Origin of the sequence: Pyxidicoccus caerfyrddinensis (assembly GCF_010894405.1) — a bacterium.
Taxonomy (GTDB): domain Bacteria; phylum Myxococcota; class Myxococcia; order Myxococcales; family Myxococcaceae; genus Myxococcus; species Myxococcus caerfyrddinensis.
The window spans coordinates 275,232-289,294 of record NZ_JAAIYA010000006.1 but is presented as its reverse complement, the minus strand read 5'-3'; the positions used below and the strand labels follow the sequence as shown (position 1 = coordinate 289,294).

At 70.9% G+C, this 14,063-nt stretch carries 11 protein-coding genes; 4 read left to right on the top strand and 7 right to left on the bottom strand.

All coding sequences use genetic code 11. The features are described 5' to 3' along the window. Positions 1-13 precede the first annotated feature (13 nt). Entirely contained in the window at positions 14-1,159 is a 1,146-nt protein-coding gene (locus G4D86_RS16580) for a peptidylprolyl isomerase (protein WP_163994773.1), read from the bottom strand. A 237-nt stretch (positions 1,160-1,396) separates the two neighbouring features. On the opposite strand from G4D86_RS16580, the gene G4D86_RS16575 reads away from it, so the two are divergent. After that, positions 1,397-1,978, top strand: a complete 582-nt coding sequence (locus tag G4D86_RS16575; protein ID WP_163994769.1) for a hypothetical protein — start codon at positions 1,397-1,399, stop codon at positions 1,976-1,978. 27 nt (positions 1,979-2,005) lie between these two features. Here the strand turns inward: G4D86_RS16575 and G4D86_RS16570 are convergent, their stop codons facing one another. The 6 genes from G4D86_RS16570 to glgC form a co-directional block, all read right to left on the bottom strand. Further along, positions 2,006-3,103 (bottom strand): NAD(P)/FAD-dependent oxidoreductase, encoded by a 1,098-nt coding sequence (locus G4D86_RS16570; protein ID WP_163994768.1) that lies wholly within the window; start codon positions 3,101-3,103, stop codon positions 2,006-2,008. Positions 3,104-3,776: 673 nt separating this feature from the next. Beyond that, positions 3,777-5,486, bottom strand: a complete 1,710-nt coding sequence (locus G4D86_RS16565) for a fatty acyl-AMP ligase (RefSeq protein WP_163995143.1) — start codon at positions 5,484-5,486, stop codon at positions 3,777-3,779. An 86-nt stretch (positions 5,487-5,572) separates the two neighbouring features. Then, a complete protein-coding gene (locus G4D86_RS16560) occupies positions 5,573-5,860 on the bottom strand; it encodes an acyl carrier protein (RefSeq protein ID WP_163994765.1) in 288 nt (95 codons plus the stop codon). Further along, on the bottom strand, positions 5,853-6,428 hold the full coding sequence (locus tag G4D86_RS16555) for an isoprenylcysteine carboxyl methyltransferase family protein (protein ID WP_163994762.1): 576 nt from the start codon (positions 6,426-6,428) through the stop codon (positions 5,853-5,855). Before G4D86_RS16555 ends, G4D86_RS16560 begins: the two co-directional genes overlap by 8 nt. After that, positions 6,422-7,507: a type III polyketide synthase gene (locus G4D86_RS16550; RefSeq protein ID WP_163994759.1), complete on the bottom strand. Its 1,086-nt coding sequence runs from the start codon at positions 7,505-7,507 to the stop codon at positions 6,422-6,424. Before G4D86_RS16550 ends, G4D86_RS16555 begins: the two co-directional genes overlap by 7 nt. Positions 7,508-7,744: 237 nt before the next feature. Further along, positions 7,745-8,992 (bottom strand): glucose-1-phosphate adenylyltransferase, encoded by a 1,248-nt coding sequence (gene glgC / locus G4D86_RS16545; RefSeq protein WP_163994757.1) that lies wholly within the window; start codon positions 8,990-8,992, stop codon positions 7,745-7,747. Positions 8,993-9,228: 236 nt separating this feature from the next. Between glgC and G4D86_RS16540 the strand changes: the two genes are divergently transcribed. From G4D86_RS16540 to G4D86_RS16530, 3 genes are all read left to right on the top strand, one after another. Then, entirely contained in the window at positions 9,229-11,289 is a 2,061-nt protein-coding gene (locus G4D86_RS16540; RefSeq protein WP_163994755.1) for a S8 family serine peptidase, read from the top strand. A gap of 146 nt (positions 11,290-11,435) precedes the next feature. Beyond that, positions 11,436-12,407 (top strand): helix-turn-helix domain-containing protein, encoded by a 972-nt coding sequence (locus G4D86_RS16535; protein ID WP_163994752.1) that lies wholly within the window; start codon positions 11,436-11,438, stop codon positions 12,405-12,407. Between the two features lie 44 nt (positions 12,408-12,451). After that, the gene (locus G4D86_RS16530; RefSeq protein ID WP_163994749.1) at positions 12,452-14,062 is read left to right on the top strand and encodes a TIGR02996 domain-containing protein; all 1,611 of its coding nucleotides are present in this window, start codon (positions 12,452-12,454) and stop codon (positions 14,060-14,062) included. Position 14,063 lies beyond the last annotated feature (1 nt).

Here is a 14,063-nt window from a genome sequence, read left to right as displayed (position 1 = left end):
ATAGGGGCGGGGCTCATGGGCGCGGGCGGCTCAGCTGAGAGGCGGAAGTGGCGGGCACGCCGGACGGGACGGGCACCGGCGCCGACGAGGTGGACGGGAGGCTGAACGAGAGCTGCGCGGCGGGAGTGCCCGGCTTCAGCAGGTCCTTGAGCAGGTCCGCGTAGCGCTCGGCGAAGAGGTTCTTGATGACGGCCTTGGAGCGCAGCTCCGCGAGCAGGTCCTGGAGCCGGCCTTCCGCGTACAGCCGCTCCAGCCAGGCCTGGATTTCGGGCTGGACGTCCTCGAACTTCCGGTCCACCGCGGGGACGACCTCATGCACGAGGAGGAAGCAGTAGCCCTCCTTCGTCTCGAGGACGTCGGTGAGCTCTCCGGGCTTGCGCTCCACCAGCGCCTTCCAGACGTGGGCCTCGAGCTTGTCCTCGGTCAGGTCCATCCGGGCGCCGCCGAGGGCGCGGGTGGAGCCTTCCGAAGAATTGCGGGCGACGTCGGCGAAGGCCTCGTTGCCCTTGCGCACCTTCTCCAGCAGCTCCTTGGCCCGGGTCAGGGAGTCCTTGCCGGGAAGCACGAGCACCTCGCTCGCGTGCACCCGCTTGGGCTGGTGGAACGTCGCGACGTTGTCCTCGTAGTAGCGCTTCACCTCGTCGGGAGGGAGCGTCCAGCCCGCGTCCTTCTTCGCGAGCCGCTCGCGCAGCAGGCGCTGGCGGATGTCACCGCGGAGGGCCGTGGCGCCGTCCGGGGTGCTCTCCACGTGCTGCTTGAAGGCGTCGCTGGTGGGGAAGGTCTGCGCGAAGGCCGCGAAGGCCGCGTCGATTTCCTTCTCCGACACCTCGACGCCCTGCTCCTTGGCGGCCGCGTCGGTGACGGCTTCGTCGACGAGCTTCTGGGTGATGGCGTTCTTGAGCAGGAGCGCGTCCGCGTCCGGGATGCGGCCATCGGTGGAGGTGGCGCGCGCCACGGTGAAGGCGAGGAGGCGGTTGAACCGCTCCAGCGACACGGGCTTGTCGTTGACGAGGGCGACCTCCTGCTGCTCCGGCTGGTCCAGCCGGCTCGAGGCGGAGAGGGCCGCGAACCCACCCAGGGCAATGGGCAGCAGGCTGGCGGCGAGCAGCCACCGGCGCGCGGGAGTTCGAGGACGAAGACGTGAAGGCGTGGCTTCCATGGTCACCGGGAGCGGGGCTTGGGAGTCGGGTACGGGAATGCGACGAGCCGGCCATTGAGCAAGGACCGGGCCCGCGGCACTTCCCGAGGGAGGGAGGCTTCAGCGCAGGCGTCGGCGTGTTGCCTCACAGGCAACGGCACCGGAGCGCTGTGGACTCGCGGTCCACGGACGGCGGGGAGCCCGCGTCGGATGCGATAGAAGAGGCCCGGAATCCGGTCCTCACACCAGGAGCAGTGAATGCGTCTTCGTCTCTTCGGGGTAGCCCTGTGCGTGCTGATTGGCGCGGGATGCGGCAGCACACGCGCCAGTACCATCAACGATGTCGCTGGCGACTACCGCCTCTCGGAGAACCCGAAGATGGGGTTGATCATCGTCTCCACCCGCTTCTCCACCGACTGCAAGAATGGCGAGAACCCTTCCGCGAATCTCGGGTTCATGGATTCCCATGCCATGTACAGCGGCGTGAGTGAGATTCCCTTGAATGACCCGGCCATCGAACAGGCGTTTCAAGCGCCTCCCGGCCACTTCTCGGTGAAGTCACTCTTCGAGGGCACGTATCGGCTCCGACATCTGGAGGTCAAGAACGGCCCGTCCCTCTACAGGGAGACCCGGACCACGTTCGACGTGGTCGCAGGCAAGGCTGTCTATCTTGGCGAGATCCACGTCCGGCTCACCCACTGCGACGCCACCCCGTCCGTCACCACCAGTGTCTCCGACCAGTGGGCGCGCGACAGCAAGCTCTTCGAACAGAAGATGAAGAACGTTCGTGCGGACGAGGTCATCATGCGGCTGCTCGCGGGCCCGGCCGCGAAGCAATAACGCTCCGACAGCAGCCGCACCGCCGGCTCAGGTCACCACGGCGTGGAGGATGCGCTCGAAGAGCCAGGGGGTCTTCGCGAGCAGACGCACCACCGGGCGGCGCAGCCGGGGACGGCGGGCCAGCATGAGCAGTGCTCGCGTCGTCCAGGCGTACTTGCGGAACACGCGCTGGAAGCAGGCCTCGTAGGGGCGCAGGGCGTCCGGGGTCGCGCCCTTCGACAGCGCGTCGGGCAGCAGCGTGCCCAGGGACTCCGCGCAGGCGAAGGCCAGGGAGAGCCCCTCCCCTGTCAGCGCGTCCACGTAGCCGGCGGCGTCTCCCACCAGTGCGAAGCGGTCCGCGACTCGCGCGCGGGCCACGCGCGCCAGGGGTCCTGCGCCTCGCACCTGGGAGTCTGGCTCCACGCCTGTCAGCCGCTCGGCGAGGCGGGGGAAGCGTGTGAGCAGCGTCTCGAAGCCCACGCGGCCTTCGACGACGCCGTCCTCCCAGAGGAAGGCGAGGCCCACTCGCCGGGCTCCCGCGGGGGTGACGTACGCCTCCACGCCGTCCGCGAAGTGCACCTCCACGTAGGGCGTCCACGGCTCCAGCTGGAAGTGGCGGCGCAGGCCGAAGCGCTTCGGGCCCGAGGACTCCACGTCGAGGCCCTCCGCGCGCCGCAGCGGTGAGCCGAGCCCGTCCGCCGCCACCAGCATCCGTGCCTCCACCGGGCCTTCGGCGGTCTCCAGCGTCATGCCTTCGCTGCTGCGGTGGTGGGACAACACCTGCGTGCGCTCACGGAGCTCCACGCCCACGTCGCGGGCTCGCGCCACCAGGGCGGAGGCCAGGGCCACGCGCCGCACGCCGAGCCCTCCGGCTCCGGGTAGCAGTCCCTCCACCGTGGAGCCGTCCTCCTGCACGTAGCGGATGCCCACGAAGGGCGAGGTTTCGCGGCGGTCCAGGAGGGCTAGCGCGCCGAGCCGGTCCAGCACCGCGAGCGCGGGAGGCATCAGTCCCTCGCCGCAGGCCTTGTCGGCGGGCACCGTCGCGCGCTCCAGCACCACCGTGTTCAGCCCTCGCGCGGTGGTGGTGATGGCTACGGCCAGCCCGGCCGGTCCTCCGCCCACCACCGCGACGTCATACCGCTTCACGTGGCGCTCTCCGCCCACGCCGCGTCCGATGAGGTGCCTCCCGGCGGCCGGCTGCCGTGGAAGGAACGTTCATTCCGCGCGTCCTCCTCCAGGGCACGGGGGTAGATCGCAGCACGGAGGGGGGTGCCTCCCGGTGGCTGGTGGCCGTGGAAGGAACGTTCATTCCGCGAGTCCTTCAGGGCACGGGGGCGACTCGCATGGCGGGAGGTGCCTCCCGGCCGCCGGCTGCCGTGGAAGGAACGTTCATTCCGCGCGTCCTCCTCCTGGGCGAGGGGGCGGCCCGTATGGACTGAGATCTCCCCAGGCGACCGGGAGCCGCGGAAGGAACGTTCATTCCGCGAGCCCTCCTCCTGGGCGTGGGGGCGGCCCGTATGGACTGAGGTCTCCCCCGGCGACCGGGAGCCGCGGAAGGAACGTTCATTCCGCGAGTCCTCCTCCTGGGCGAGGGAGCGGCCCGTATGGACTGAGGTCTCCCCCGGCGGCCGGGGGCAGCGGAAGGAACGTTCATTCCACGAGTCATCCTCCTGGGCACGGGGCTGGCCCGCAGCACGGAGGGGGCTGCCTCCCGGCGGCCGGGAGCCGCGGAAGGAACGTTCATTCCGCGAGGCATCCTCCAGCTGGGGCGGAGCGGCGCGCTGCGGGCTATCGCGTCCTGACTCCGCCGAGCTCCAGCTCACGAGTCCTGCTCCGCCCTCGCCATGGCGATGGCGCTCTTCGCCATCTCCACCGCCATGCCGACCATGCCTACCTTCTTCGGCGGCGCCAGCTCTCCGGCCAGGTAGCGCCGCAGCGCCTCCGTCCGGCGCAGCTTGCCGCTCGACGTGCGCGGCAGCGTCCCCGGCTCCAACAGCCGCACCGTGTGCGGCCGCACGCCCGTGGCCTCCACCACCGCCGCGCGGATGCGCTCCTCCACCTCTTCCGCCGCCCCCGGCCCCGCGCGCTCCGCGAGGATGAGCAGCGCCTCGTCCTCGCCGCCCTCCGGCGTGAAGCCCAGCGCCACCGCGCAGCCCGTGCGCACGCCGTCCACCGCCTGGAGCGGCTCCTCGAACGCCTGCGGCGCGTGGTTGGCCCCCCGGATGATGACCACGTCCTTCGCCCGGCCCGTGAGGTACAGCTCCCCGTCCGCCAGGAAGCCCAGGTCGCCCGTGTCCAGCCAGCCCTCCGCAGACAGCGCCCGGCCCGTCGCCTCCGCGTCGCCGTAGTAGCCCGACATCAACGACGGCCCCCGCGCGTAGACGCGCCCCACCCGCTTCTCCGGCAGCGCCGCGCCCGCCGCGTCCCGCACCTCCACCTCGAAGCCCGCCACCGGCCCGCCCACGCTCACCAACTCCCGCGTCCCCGTCTCCACCCGCGCCTCGCGCGCCAGCACTCCGGCATCCACGCCCAGCGAGCGCGGGCCCCGGCCCTCCGGTGGAAAGGTCACCGCCAGCGACGCCTCCGACAGCCCGTACACCGGCCGCAGCGCCCGCGCGGAGAAGCCCCACCGCTCGAAGCGCTGCGCGAAGCGGCGCAGCGTGTCCGACGACACCGGCTCCGCGCCGTTGAGCGCGTGCTTCCAGGAGGACAGGTCCATGCCCTGCATGTCCTCGTCCTTCACCCGCTTCAGGCACAGGCCATACGCGAAGTTGGGCGCGGGCGAGATGAAGCCCCTGTGCCGCGACAGCGCGCGCAGCCACAGCGCGGGCCGCGCCAGGAATGCCTCCGGCGGAATCAGCACCAGGTTCCCCGGGTAGTACAGCGCCGACAGCACACAGCCGATGAGCCCCATGTCGTGGTACAGCGGCAGCCAGCTCACGCCCACCGGCGGAGTCCCCGGCCGCAGCGGCATCGCCACCTCCAGCGCCGCCACCTGCGACATCAGCGCCCCCTGCGTCAGCGCCACCGGCTTCGGGTCCACCGTGGAGCCCGACGAGAACTGGATGAGCCCCAGCCCCTCCGGACGCACCGGCACCTCCAGCTCCTCGTCCCCGCGCGACACCTCGTCCACGGTGTGGCAGCCCAGGCGCGGCCGGGCGCGCTCCACGCTCGGCCCCAGCAGCAGCCGCACCCGCGAGTCCGTCAGCACCGCCGCCGCCCCCGTCACCTGGAGCATCCGCGCCGTGGCCCGGTGGTACTCCTCCAGCCGCCCCAGCCGCACCGGCGGGTAGAGCGGCACCGGCACCGCTCCCGCCAGCAGCGTGCCGAAGTACGCGTCCATGAAGCCCGGCGAGGTGGGCAACAGCAGCGCCACCCGCTCGCCCTCGCGCACGCCCAGCCGCGCCAGCCCCGCTGCCGTGCGCCGGGCGCGGCGGTACACCTCCGCCCACGGAACGGACACCTCCCGCTCGCTCGCGTCCACGAAGGTCAGCCCGTGCGACGTGGTGCGCGCCGTGGCCGCGAGCATCGCGTTCACCGTCGGGTGCTTCAGCGCGGGCAGGACCGCGCCCTTCACGGCCCCCGTCACGGGCGTAACTTCAGAGCCCGCGCCCTTCACGGGCGCACCTCCGGGGTCCTCGGGGCCGGTGCTCCGGACGCCGCGGCCCGCTGCGCCACCAGGCGCGCCAGGTCCTCCACCGTGCGCACCTCCTGCGCATCCTCCTCGGACAGGCGGATGCGGAAGCGGTTCTCCAGCCCCACCGCCAGCACCGTCAGCCCCAGGCTGTCGAGCTGCAGGTCCTTCAGCAGGTCGTGCGTCGGCTCCACCGCGCCCTTCCACTCCAGCTCGTCGGCGGCGATGCGGCGGATCTCCGCCAGCACCTGCAGTTCGGTCTCAGTCACGGGGCACCTCCGGGATGAAGCGGGGACGGTGGGCGAACTCGCGCGCGTACGCGTCGCCGAGCGCCGCCTCCTCCGCGCGAATCCGCACGAAGAGCAGCGCCGCGTTTCCCACCGAGAAGCACAGCGCCGTCCGCCACGCGCCGTGGATGAGCGGCACACACGCCAGCTCCAGCACCACGGCCACGTAGTTGGGATGACGCAGGAAGCGGTAGGGCCCGCCCGTCACCGGCGGCAGCCCCGGTACCACGATGATGCGCGAGTTCCACCTGTCCCCGAGCGTCGCGATGGCCCAGTAACGCAAGGCCTGCGCCGCCACCGCCCCGCCCAGCGCCGCCCAGCCCCACCCTCCCGGGAAGGGCGACTCCAGGACGAGCACCTCCGCCACGCACGCCCCGAGGAACAGCGTGTGGAACACCACCATGAAGCGGTAGTGCCCCTGCCCCGTCTCCACGCCGCCCCGCGCGAAGGCCCGTCCCGCGTTGCGCTTGGACAGCACCAGCTCCACCAGCCGCTCCACCACGAGCAGCGCCATGAAGCCCAGGAAGACGGCTTGGGTGGAGGTCACCATCGCAAGAGCACCATCTCCGCGCAGAAGCCCGGCCCCATGGCCATCATCACGCCCCAGTCACCCGGACGCGCCCCCGCGTCCTCCAGCGTCTCGCCCAGCACGAAGAGCACCGACGCCGAGGAGAGGTTGCCCACCTCGCGCAGCGACGCCCACGAGCGCTCCAGCGTGGACGCCTCCAGCTCCAGCGCCTCCTCGAAGGCCTTGAGCACCTTGGGCCCACCGGTATGCGCCACCCAGTGCCGCACGTCCTTGCGCCCAAGGCCGTGCTCCGCGAGGAAGCCGTCCACGTTGCCCCGGATGTGGTCCTTCACCAGGTTGGGCACCTTGGCGGACAGCACCACCTTGAAGCCCGAGTCCACCACGTCCCAGCCCATGACGCGCTCGGTCTCCGGGTAGAAGACGGACCGCGACGCCACCACCCTGGGGCCCTTCGCGCCGGGCGCCGCCGCGCCGCGCAGCACCGCGCACGCCGCGCCGTCCCCGAAGAGGCCCGAGGCGATGATGTTGGGGATGGACAGGTCCTCGCGCTGCAACGTCAGCGAGCACAGCTCCGTGGCGATGACGAGCGCGGTGTGCGTCGGGAAGGCGCGCAGGTAGTCCGCCGCGCGCGCGAGCCCCGCCGCGCCCGCCACGCACCCGAGACCGAAGAGGGGCGTGCGCTTGAAGTCCTCGCGGAAGCGCACTCGGTTGGCCACCCGCGCCTCGATGCTGGGCGTGGCGATGCCCGTCACCGTGGCGAAGAAGACGTGGTCCACGTCCGAAGGCGCCAGCTCCGCCTTGTCCAGCGCCTGACGCACCACCACCTCGCTCAGCGCCGTGGCCTCGCGAATCCAGGCGTCGTTGCGCTGCTGGAAGGTGGTGAGCGGCGGGTACGCCTCAATCGGCAGCGCGAGGTGGCGGCCGCCCACCTGCACGGCGCGGTGCAGGTCCTCGAGCCGCTCGAGGTTGAAGTGCTTCCGGGCCCACAGCTCGCGGAAGGCCGCGATGAGCTGCTCCTGTGTGGCGTAGTGCGGAGGGAGGGCACGACCTACCGCGCGGATGAAGGGCGAGGTGTCCTGGCCGGGTGCGCTGCTATGCATGAAGTTCTCGAGTCCTTCGCGACGCGCTCAGGATGAGGCTTACCCGGAGGCCGGGTGCGACGCGAGACGCGTCGCACCTGGATGAACTCCGCCGGACGCGCCCCCCGCGCCAGTGTCGTACGGTAGACTCGCAGCCACCCTCCGAGAAGTCACCGGGAGAGCGCTGTTACACGGGCGACAAGACGCAGTCCCGTTGAAGGAATGCACCCCAAAGCCTGAACAGGCGTTGAACGCGGCCTACTCGAAGCGGTAGCCCTTGGGCACCACGACGATGCCGGAGTCCGTCACCGTGAAGCCGCGCGCCTTGTCGGCTTCCAGGTCGAAGCCAATCTTCGCGTTGGGCGGCACGCGCACGCCCTTGTCGATGATGGCGTTCTTCACCTGCGCGTGACGGCCGATGTCCACCTCGTCGAAGACGATGGAGCGCTCCACCTTCGCGTAGCTGTTCACCCGGACGCGGCGGAAGAGGATGCTCTCGCGCACCACACCGCCGGAGACGATGCAGCCTCCGGCCACCATGGAGTTGAGCGCGCGGCCCACCCGCTCGCCCGACTCGTGGACGAACTTGGCCGGCGGGCTGTACTCGTTGGCGGTGCGCAGCGGCCACTCGGCGTTGAAGATGTCGAACTCGGGGTTGATGGAGACGAGGTCCATGGACGCCTCGTGGTACGCGTCCAGCGTCCCCACGTCGCGCCAGTACGTGTTGGGCCGCGTCTGCCCGGGGATGGGGTTCTTCGCGAAGTCGTACGTCTGGATGTGGTAGCCGTCGCGCAGCGCGCGGGGCAGCACGTCCTTGCCGAAGTCGTGCTGCGAGCCCTCCGTCTTCGCGTCCACCTCCAGCAACTCCGCCAGCACCTTGCTGCGGAAGATGTAGTTGCCCATGCTGGCCAGCGCCGTGTCGGGCCGGCCCGGAATGGCCTTGGGGTCCTTGGGCTTCTCCTGGAACTCCGTCACGCGGCCACGCTCGTCCACCTGCATGACGCCGAAGCGGTGCGCGTCCGCGAGCGGCGTAGGGTACGCGGCGATGGTGATGTCGGCGCGCAGGTCCTCGTGCATCTCCAGCATGTGCGCCACGTTCATCTTGTAGATGTGGTCGCCGGAGAAGATGGCCATGTGCTCGGGCAGGTGGTTCTCCACCAGGTGCATGTTCTGGTAGATGGCGTCCGCCGTGCCCCGGTACCACACGGGCCCCAGCTCCTCGTACAGGTACATCTGCGCCGGCACGAGCGTGATGAAGTAGTCCGACAGCATCACCGAGCCGAAGCGCCACCCGCGCTGGATGTGCTCCGTCAGCGACTGCGCCTTGAACTGCGTCAGGACGTAGATGGAGTAGATGCCCGAGTTGATGAAGTTGTTGAGGGCGAAGTCGATGATGCGGAACTTCGACCCGAAGGGCACCGCTGGCTTCGAGCGCCGCTGTGTGAGCGGCGCGAGCCGCGTTCCCTGCCCCCCTGCGAGGACCATCCCGAGAATGCGCGTGCCCATGCGGTGAAGTGTCCCTCCCGCCGCGCAGTATAGGGGGCAACTCGGGTTTGTCTGGTTTCAGGGGCGGGCGTCCGGCGTGGCCGCGTGCGTCAGAGACCCGGGACCCCAGGGAGCCCCGCGTGCGCTCCCGGTCGAATCCGCATGCACTCCTGGCCGATTCCCCGTGCGCGCCCCGCCCTATCTCTGCCTCCACGGTCCGGGGCGCTGACGCTCCGCGGCCGTCACTGGAGGTCGTCATGAAGTCCCTGTCTCGAGCGCCCTGGCTCGGTGCCCTGGCGTTGTCCCTGTCCCTCGTCGCGTGCGGCGAAGCCCCCACCCCACCGTCTTCTCCGCCGTCCCACGCACAGGCCTCGCTGCGGGAGCCCGCGCGCCGCTTCGTCCCGGGACACGTCATCGTGAAGTTCCGGGAGTCGGCCGAGGCGAGCCTGCGCGATTCTCCGCCCACGCTTCGCGGCTTCCGGGCCCAGGACGACAAGGCGCTCGCCGGGGGCGCGCGGCTCTGGTCGCTGGAGCCGGAGCAGCGGCGCCTGGGCGCGTCCATCGCCGAGGAGGAGGCGGACCTGCTCGGCGCCATCGAGGCGCTGCGCGCGGACCCTCGCGTCGAGTACGCGCACGAGGACCTCTACATGGAGTACTTCGCGGTGCCGAGCGACCCGCTGTACGCGCAGCAGTGGCACTACCCCGCCATCAACCTGCCCACGGCGTGGAACAGCGTCACCGGCTCGGTGAAGGTCGCGGTGCTGGACACCGGCAGGCTCTCGCACCCGGACCTCAACGGGAAGTGGACCGCGGGCTACGACTTCGGTGACAACGACGCGGACCCGACGGACGACGACACGTACCACCACGGCCTGCACGTGGCCGGCATCGTCGCCGCGAATGCGAACAACGGCATCGGCGGCGCCGGCGTCTGCTGGGGCTGCCAGCTCATGCCCGTCAAGGTGTCCAACAACAACGCGCCCGTGCTGAGCAACGTGGGCAACGCCATCCGGTGGGCCGCGGACAACGGCGCGCGCGTCATCAACATGAGCTTCGGGACGACCAGCGGGACGGCCCCGTGCTCGGGCTACGCCTACATCCAGAGCGCGGTGACGTACGCCGTGCAGAAGAACGTCGTGGTCGTCGCCGCCGCTGGCAACAACACGGCGGACACCGCCAACGTGACGCCCGCCTCGTGCACCGGCGTCATCGCCGTGGCCGCGAGCGGACGGGACGGACAGCTCGCGCCCTACAGCAACCGCGGGGAGCGGGTCGACGTCACCGCGCCGGGCGGCGGCCCCGCCTTCTACGGCGACGGCATCGGCTGCCCCGTGGACGGGACGACGTACAGCGGGACGGACGGCGCCGTGTCCACGTGGGCGGCGTACAAGGCGGGCACCACGCTGCTGCCGGGGGACTACTGCTACCGCTACCTCAGCGGGACGTCCATGGCGTCACCGCACGTCGCGGGGCTCGCGGCGCTCATCCTCTCCCAGCGGCCGTCGATGACGCCCGCGCAGGTCACCGCGCGCATCAAGGGCACCGCCACGCCGCTGCCGTGCAAGGCGTGCGGCACGGGCCTCATCAACGCCGCCGCCGCCATCTACCCGCCGCTGCCGACGAAGCCCGCGAAGGGCAACTGGTACAACCCGGCGCGCAACGGCAACGGCCTGGACATCCAGTACGCCGCCACCGATTCGCTCTCGCTCACGTGGCTCACCTATACCTCTGCTGGCGCGCCCATCTGGTACATGAGCACCCTCACCGCCGAGACGGGCGTGTGGGCGGGTGACCTCTACGAGTCGTACTGGAATGGCTCGAGTGCGTCCGCCACGAAGGTGGGGACGGCGAAGCTCACCCTCAGCGCCGGGCAGTGGCGCTACGTGTGGACGAAGGGCGCGGCGTCGGGCAACGAGCCCATCCAGCCGCTGGCCTTCGGCGGCGGCTTCACGACGATGAACCTGAGCGGCAACTGGTACAACGCCCAGGAGTCCGGCTGGGGCATCCTCTTCGACTCGCGGGGGACGGTGCACGTCGCCAACGTCCTCATCTACAACGGCACCCGTCCGACGTGGGTGCAGGGCGTGGTGGACAGCGGCTCGACGTCGCTCTCGTTCAGCTTGAGCTACGTGACGGGTACCAACCTGTGCCCGGGGTGCACGGGGACGCCCTCGACGGCGGTGCAGCCCGCGGGCACGTTCACCGTCAGCGGCTCGGCGGGGGTGCCCTCGACGGCGACGGCCTCCACGCAGGTGAGCTTCCCGGGCGGCACATGGTACCGCTCGCCCTTCACGCTCAGCCGCCTGACGGGCCCATAGCCCCCGGGTAGGAGGCAATGGCTGCCGCACACCTCCGTACCTGGGGGATGCTGGAAGCGAACGGGGTCGCTGGCCATGATGTGCCAGCGGTCTCGTCCGTCTCCTCGGCCCGGGGGTGCGCGTTGCCTGCTGTCTTCACTACCGACATGGTCTCCGCCAAGGAGCGGATGGAGTACTGGCAGGAGACGGCGAGCCGGGTCTTCCTCGGCCTGCGCACGGAGCAGAAGCGCAGGAACGAGCCGTTCTTCGGCAGGTTGGACCATCGGGAAGCGGGGCCGCTGTCGGTGACGCACGTGCACTCGGCCTCGCAGCGGGTGTACCGGGGGGAGACGGAAATCGCCCGGGCGCCGCGCGAGTGCTTCTTCATCTGCATGCAATTGGAGGGCGTCTGCACGGTGCGGCAGCCGCGCCGGCCGGAGTATCAGACGCAGCCGGGCGACGTGGAGCTGCTCGACGGGGTGCGGCCCGGCCAACTCTCCTTCGACACCGCGTATCGCCGCGTCGTCATCCTCGTGCCGTACGCCGCGCTCCGGCCGCGACTCGTGGACGCGGACAAGTCGATTGGCAGCGTGCTGCGGGCCAACGAGGGCACGGGCGCGCTCGTGTCCGCGTACGTGAACGCCTTCGCGCGCAACGAAGTCGCGGAGCCTGTCTCCGGCTCGCTCTCGGACATCCTGGTGTCGCTGCTCGCGGTGGGCTTCAACGCGAAGGAGGATGGACCCCGGCCGGACACGAGGAGTGTGCGCGAGGCCCGGCGGCACGCCATCCGCGACTACGCCGAGCGCAACCTCGCGGACCCCGCGCTGAGCCCGGCGACCGTCGCTTCCCACTTCCGCTGCTCCACGCGCTACCTGCATGGACTGTTCGCGGAAGGAGGCGAGTCCTTCATGCGCTGGGTGCTCGCACGGCGGCTCGCCCGGTGCCGGCAGGCGCTGCTCGCCCCGGAGCTGCGGGAGCGCACCATCGCGGACATCGCCTTCCGGTGGGGATTCCAGGACCTCTCCCACTTCGGCCGCGCCTTCAAGGCGGCGTTCGGCATGACGCCCCGCGAGTGCCGCGCGGAAGGAGCCCTGCTGCTCGGTGACACGCGGTCCCGGCGGCGCCCGGTACGGCACTGAGATTCCGAGCGGGAGGGCCCCCTTTCGAGGGAAAGTGCGGGGCCATGTCGAAGAAGAGCGAGTCGAAGGAAGCTGCTCTCGTGGCGGCCGCGGGCAGCGGCGAGTGGGGCACCGTGCTCGCGGGGCTCCTCGACGCCTGGCGGGCCGCGCCGCACCGTGAGCTGGCGGACCGCGTGGTGTCGGTGGGCGCGAAGGTCTCCGGCGGGCAGCCGCTTTCCGGTGCGTGGGAAGCCGTCGCCAGCAAGCCGGACGCCGCCGTGCTGTCGGCGTTGCTCGACACGTTGCTCGACAAGGGGTCGGTCAAGGCACGCCCGCGCCTCGAAGCGCTGGAAGGCTGGCCGATGGACCCTCGCATCGACCGCTGGGTCGCGGACCGGTACGCCGACCCTCCCTTCACGAGCACCGGCGCCCGTCCCTTCTGGACACGGCTGGCGCCGCTCGCGCGCCGCATCCTGGATGCCCGGGCCGCCGAGAGTCTCGTGAAGGCGCGCGCCGGCTACGACCTCGCGGTGGCCCATGAGGAGTTCCTCGCGGCGCACCTCGACCGCATCAGTCCGCAGCTCGACGCGGTCAAAGACACGGCGCTCTCCGCCGACACCCGCAAGATGCTCACGGTGATTGACGCGGCCCTCCGCACAGAAGCCGAGGCCGCGAAGCCCGCGCGCTCGGCAGACTCCGCGACGCTCCTCGCGCAGGTGCTCGCGAAGCCGGAAGACGACGAGGCGCGCGCCGTGCTCGCGGACGTGTTGCTCGAAGCGGGCCATCCTCGCGGTGAGCTCATCGCCCTCCAGCTCGAAGCGGCGCGGCGCCCGCTCACGCCGGCCGAGGTGAAGCGGGAGCGGCAGCTCATCAAGACGGCTCGCAAGGAGCTGCTCGGTCCTCTCGACGGCGTGCTGAAGCCCGACTGCACCTTCTCGCGCGGCTTCCTCTCCCACGCGGCGCTGAAGCAGGGCAACTCACGCGCGCTCGAAAGCGCCATCGAGAAGACCGCCGGCCACCCGCTCTGGGCCACCGTCGAGCACCTCGAAGGGGAAGGCGATTACGACATCACCACGCATGAAGTCATGAGGTCGCTGCGCTCGCTCGCTCATACCGACGTCGGCCTCGAGGCGCTCGCCGCGATGCCGCAGCTGGAGGCGCTCGTGGATGGCAGTGCCTCCGATGAGTGGCTCGAATTCGCCAGGGCGAAGGACGCCTTTCCGCGGCTTCGCGAGCTCGACCTCCAGGTCTACCCGCGGCAGGCGCGCGAGTTCCTCACGTCGCCCCTCGTCGCGCGCCTGGAGCGACTCCAGGTGAGGATGAGCCTCTCCGGCCATGACCCTTCCGGTGCCGAGTCCTCGATGTCCCTCCTCGCGCTCGTGCCGAAGCTGAAGGTCCCCGAGCTCACCTTCCGCATGGTCCGCCACGATGGCAATGACTGGAGCAGCGGCTACCACTTCGTGAGGGACGCCTCGGGCAGGCTCTCGGTCCGCGTCTTCACCACGTCGATGAACGAGCCCCACGAGGCGCTCGTGCAGGGAGATGTGCTGCGGGGCCTGGACCAGATTGCCAGGCTCGAGCCGGCGAGCCTCGTCGTCGCCCATCAGCTGCGCACCGGGCATCGGAAGGCCGTCGAGCAGCGGGCGCGCAAGCTGGGGGCCACGCTGGAGAGCTGAC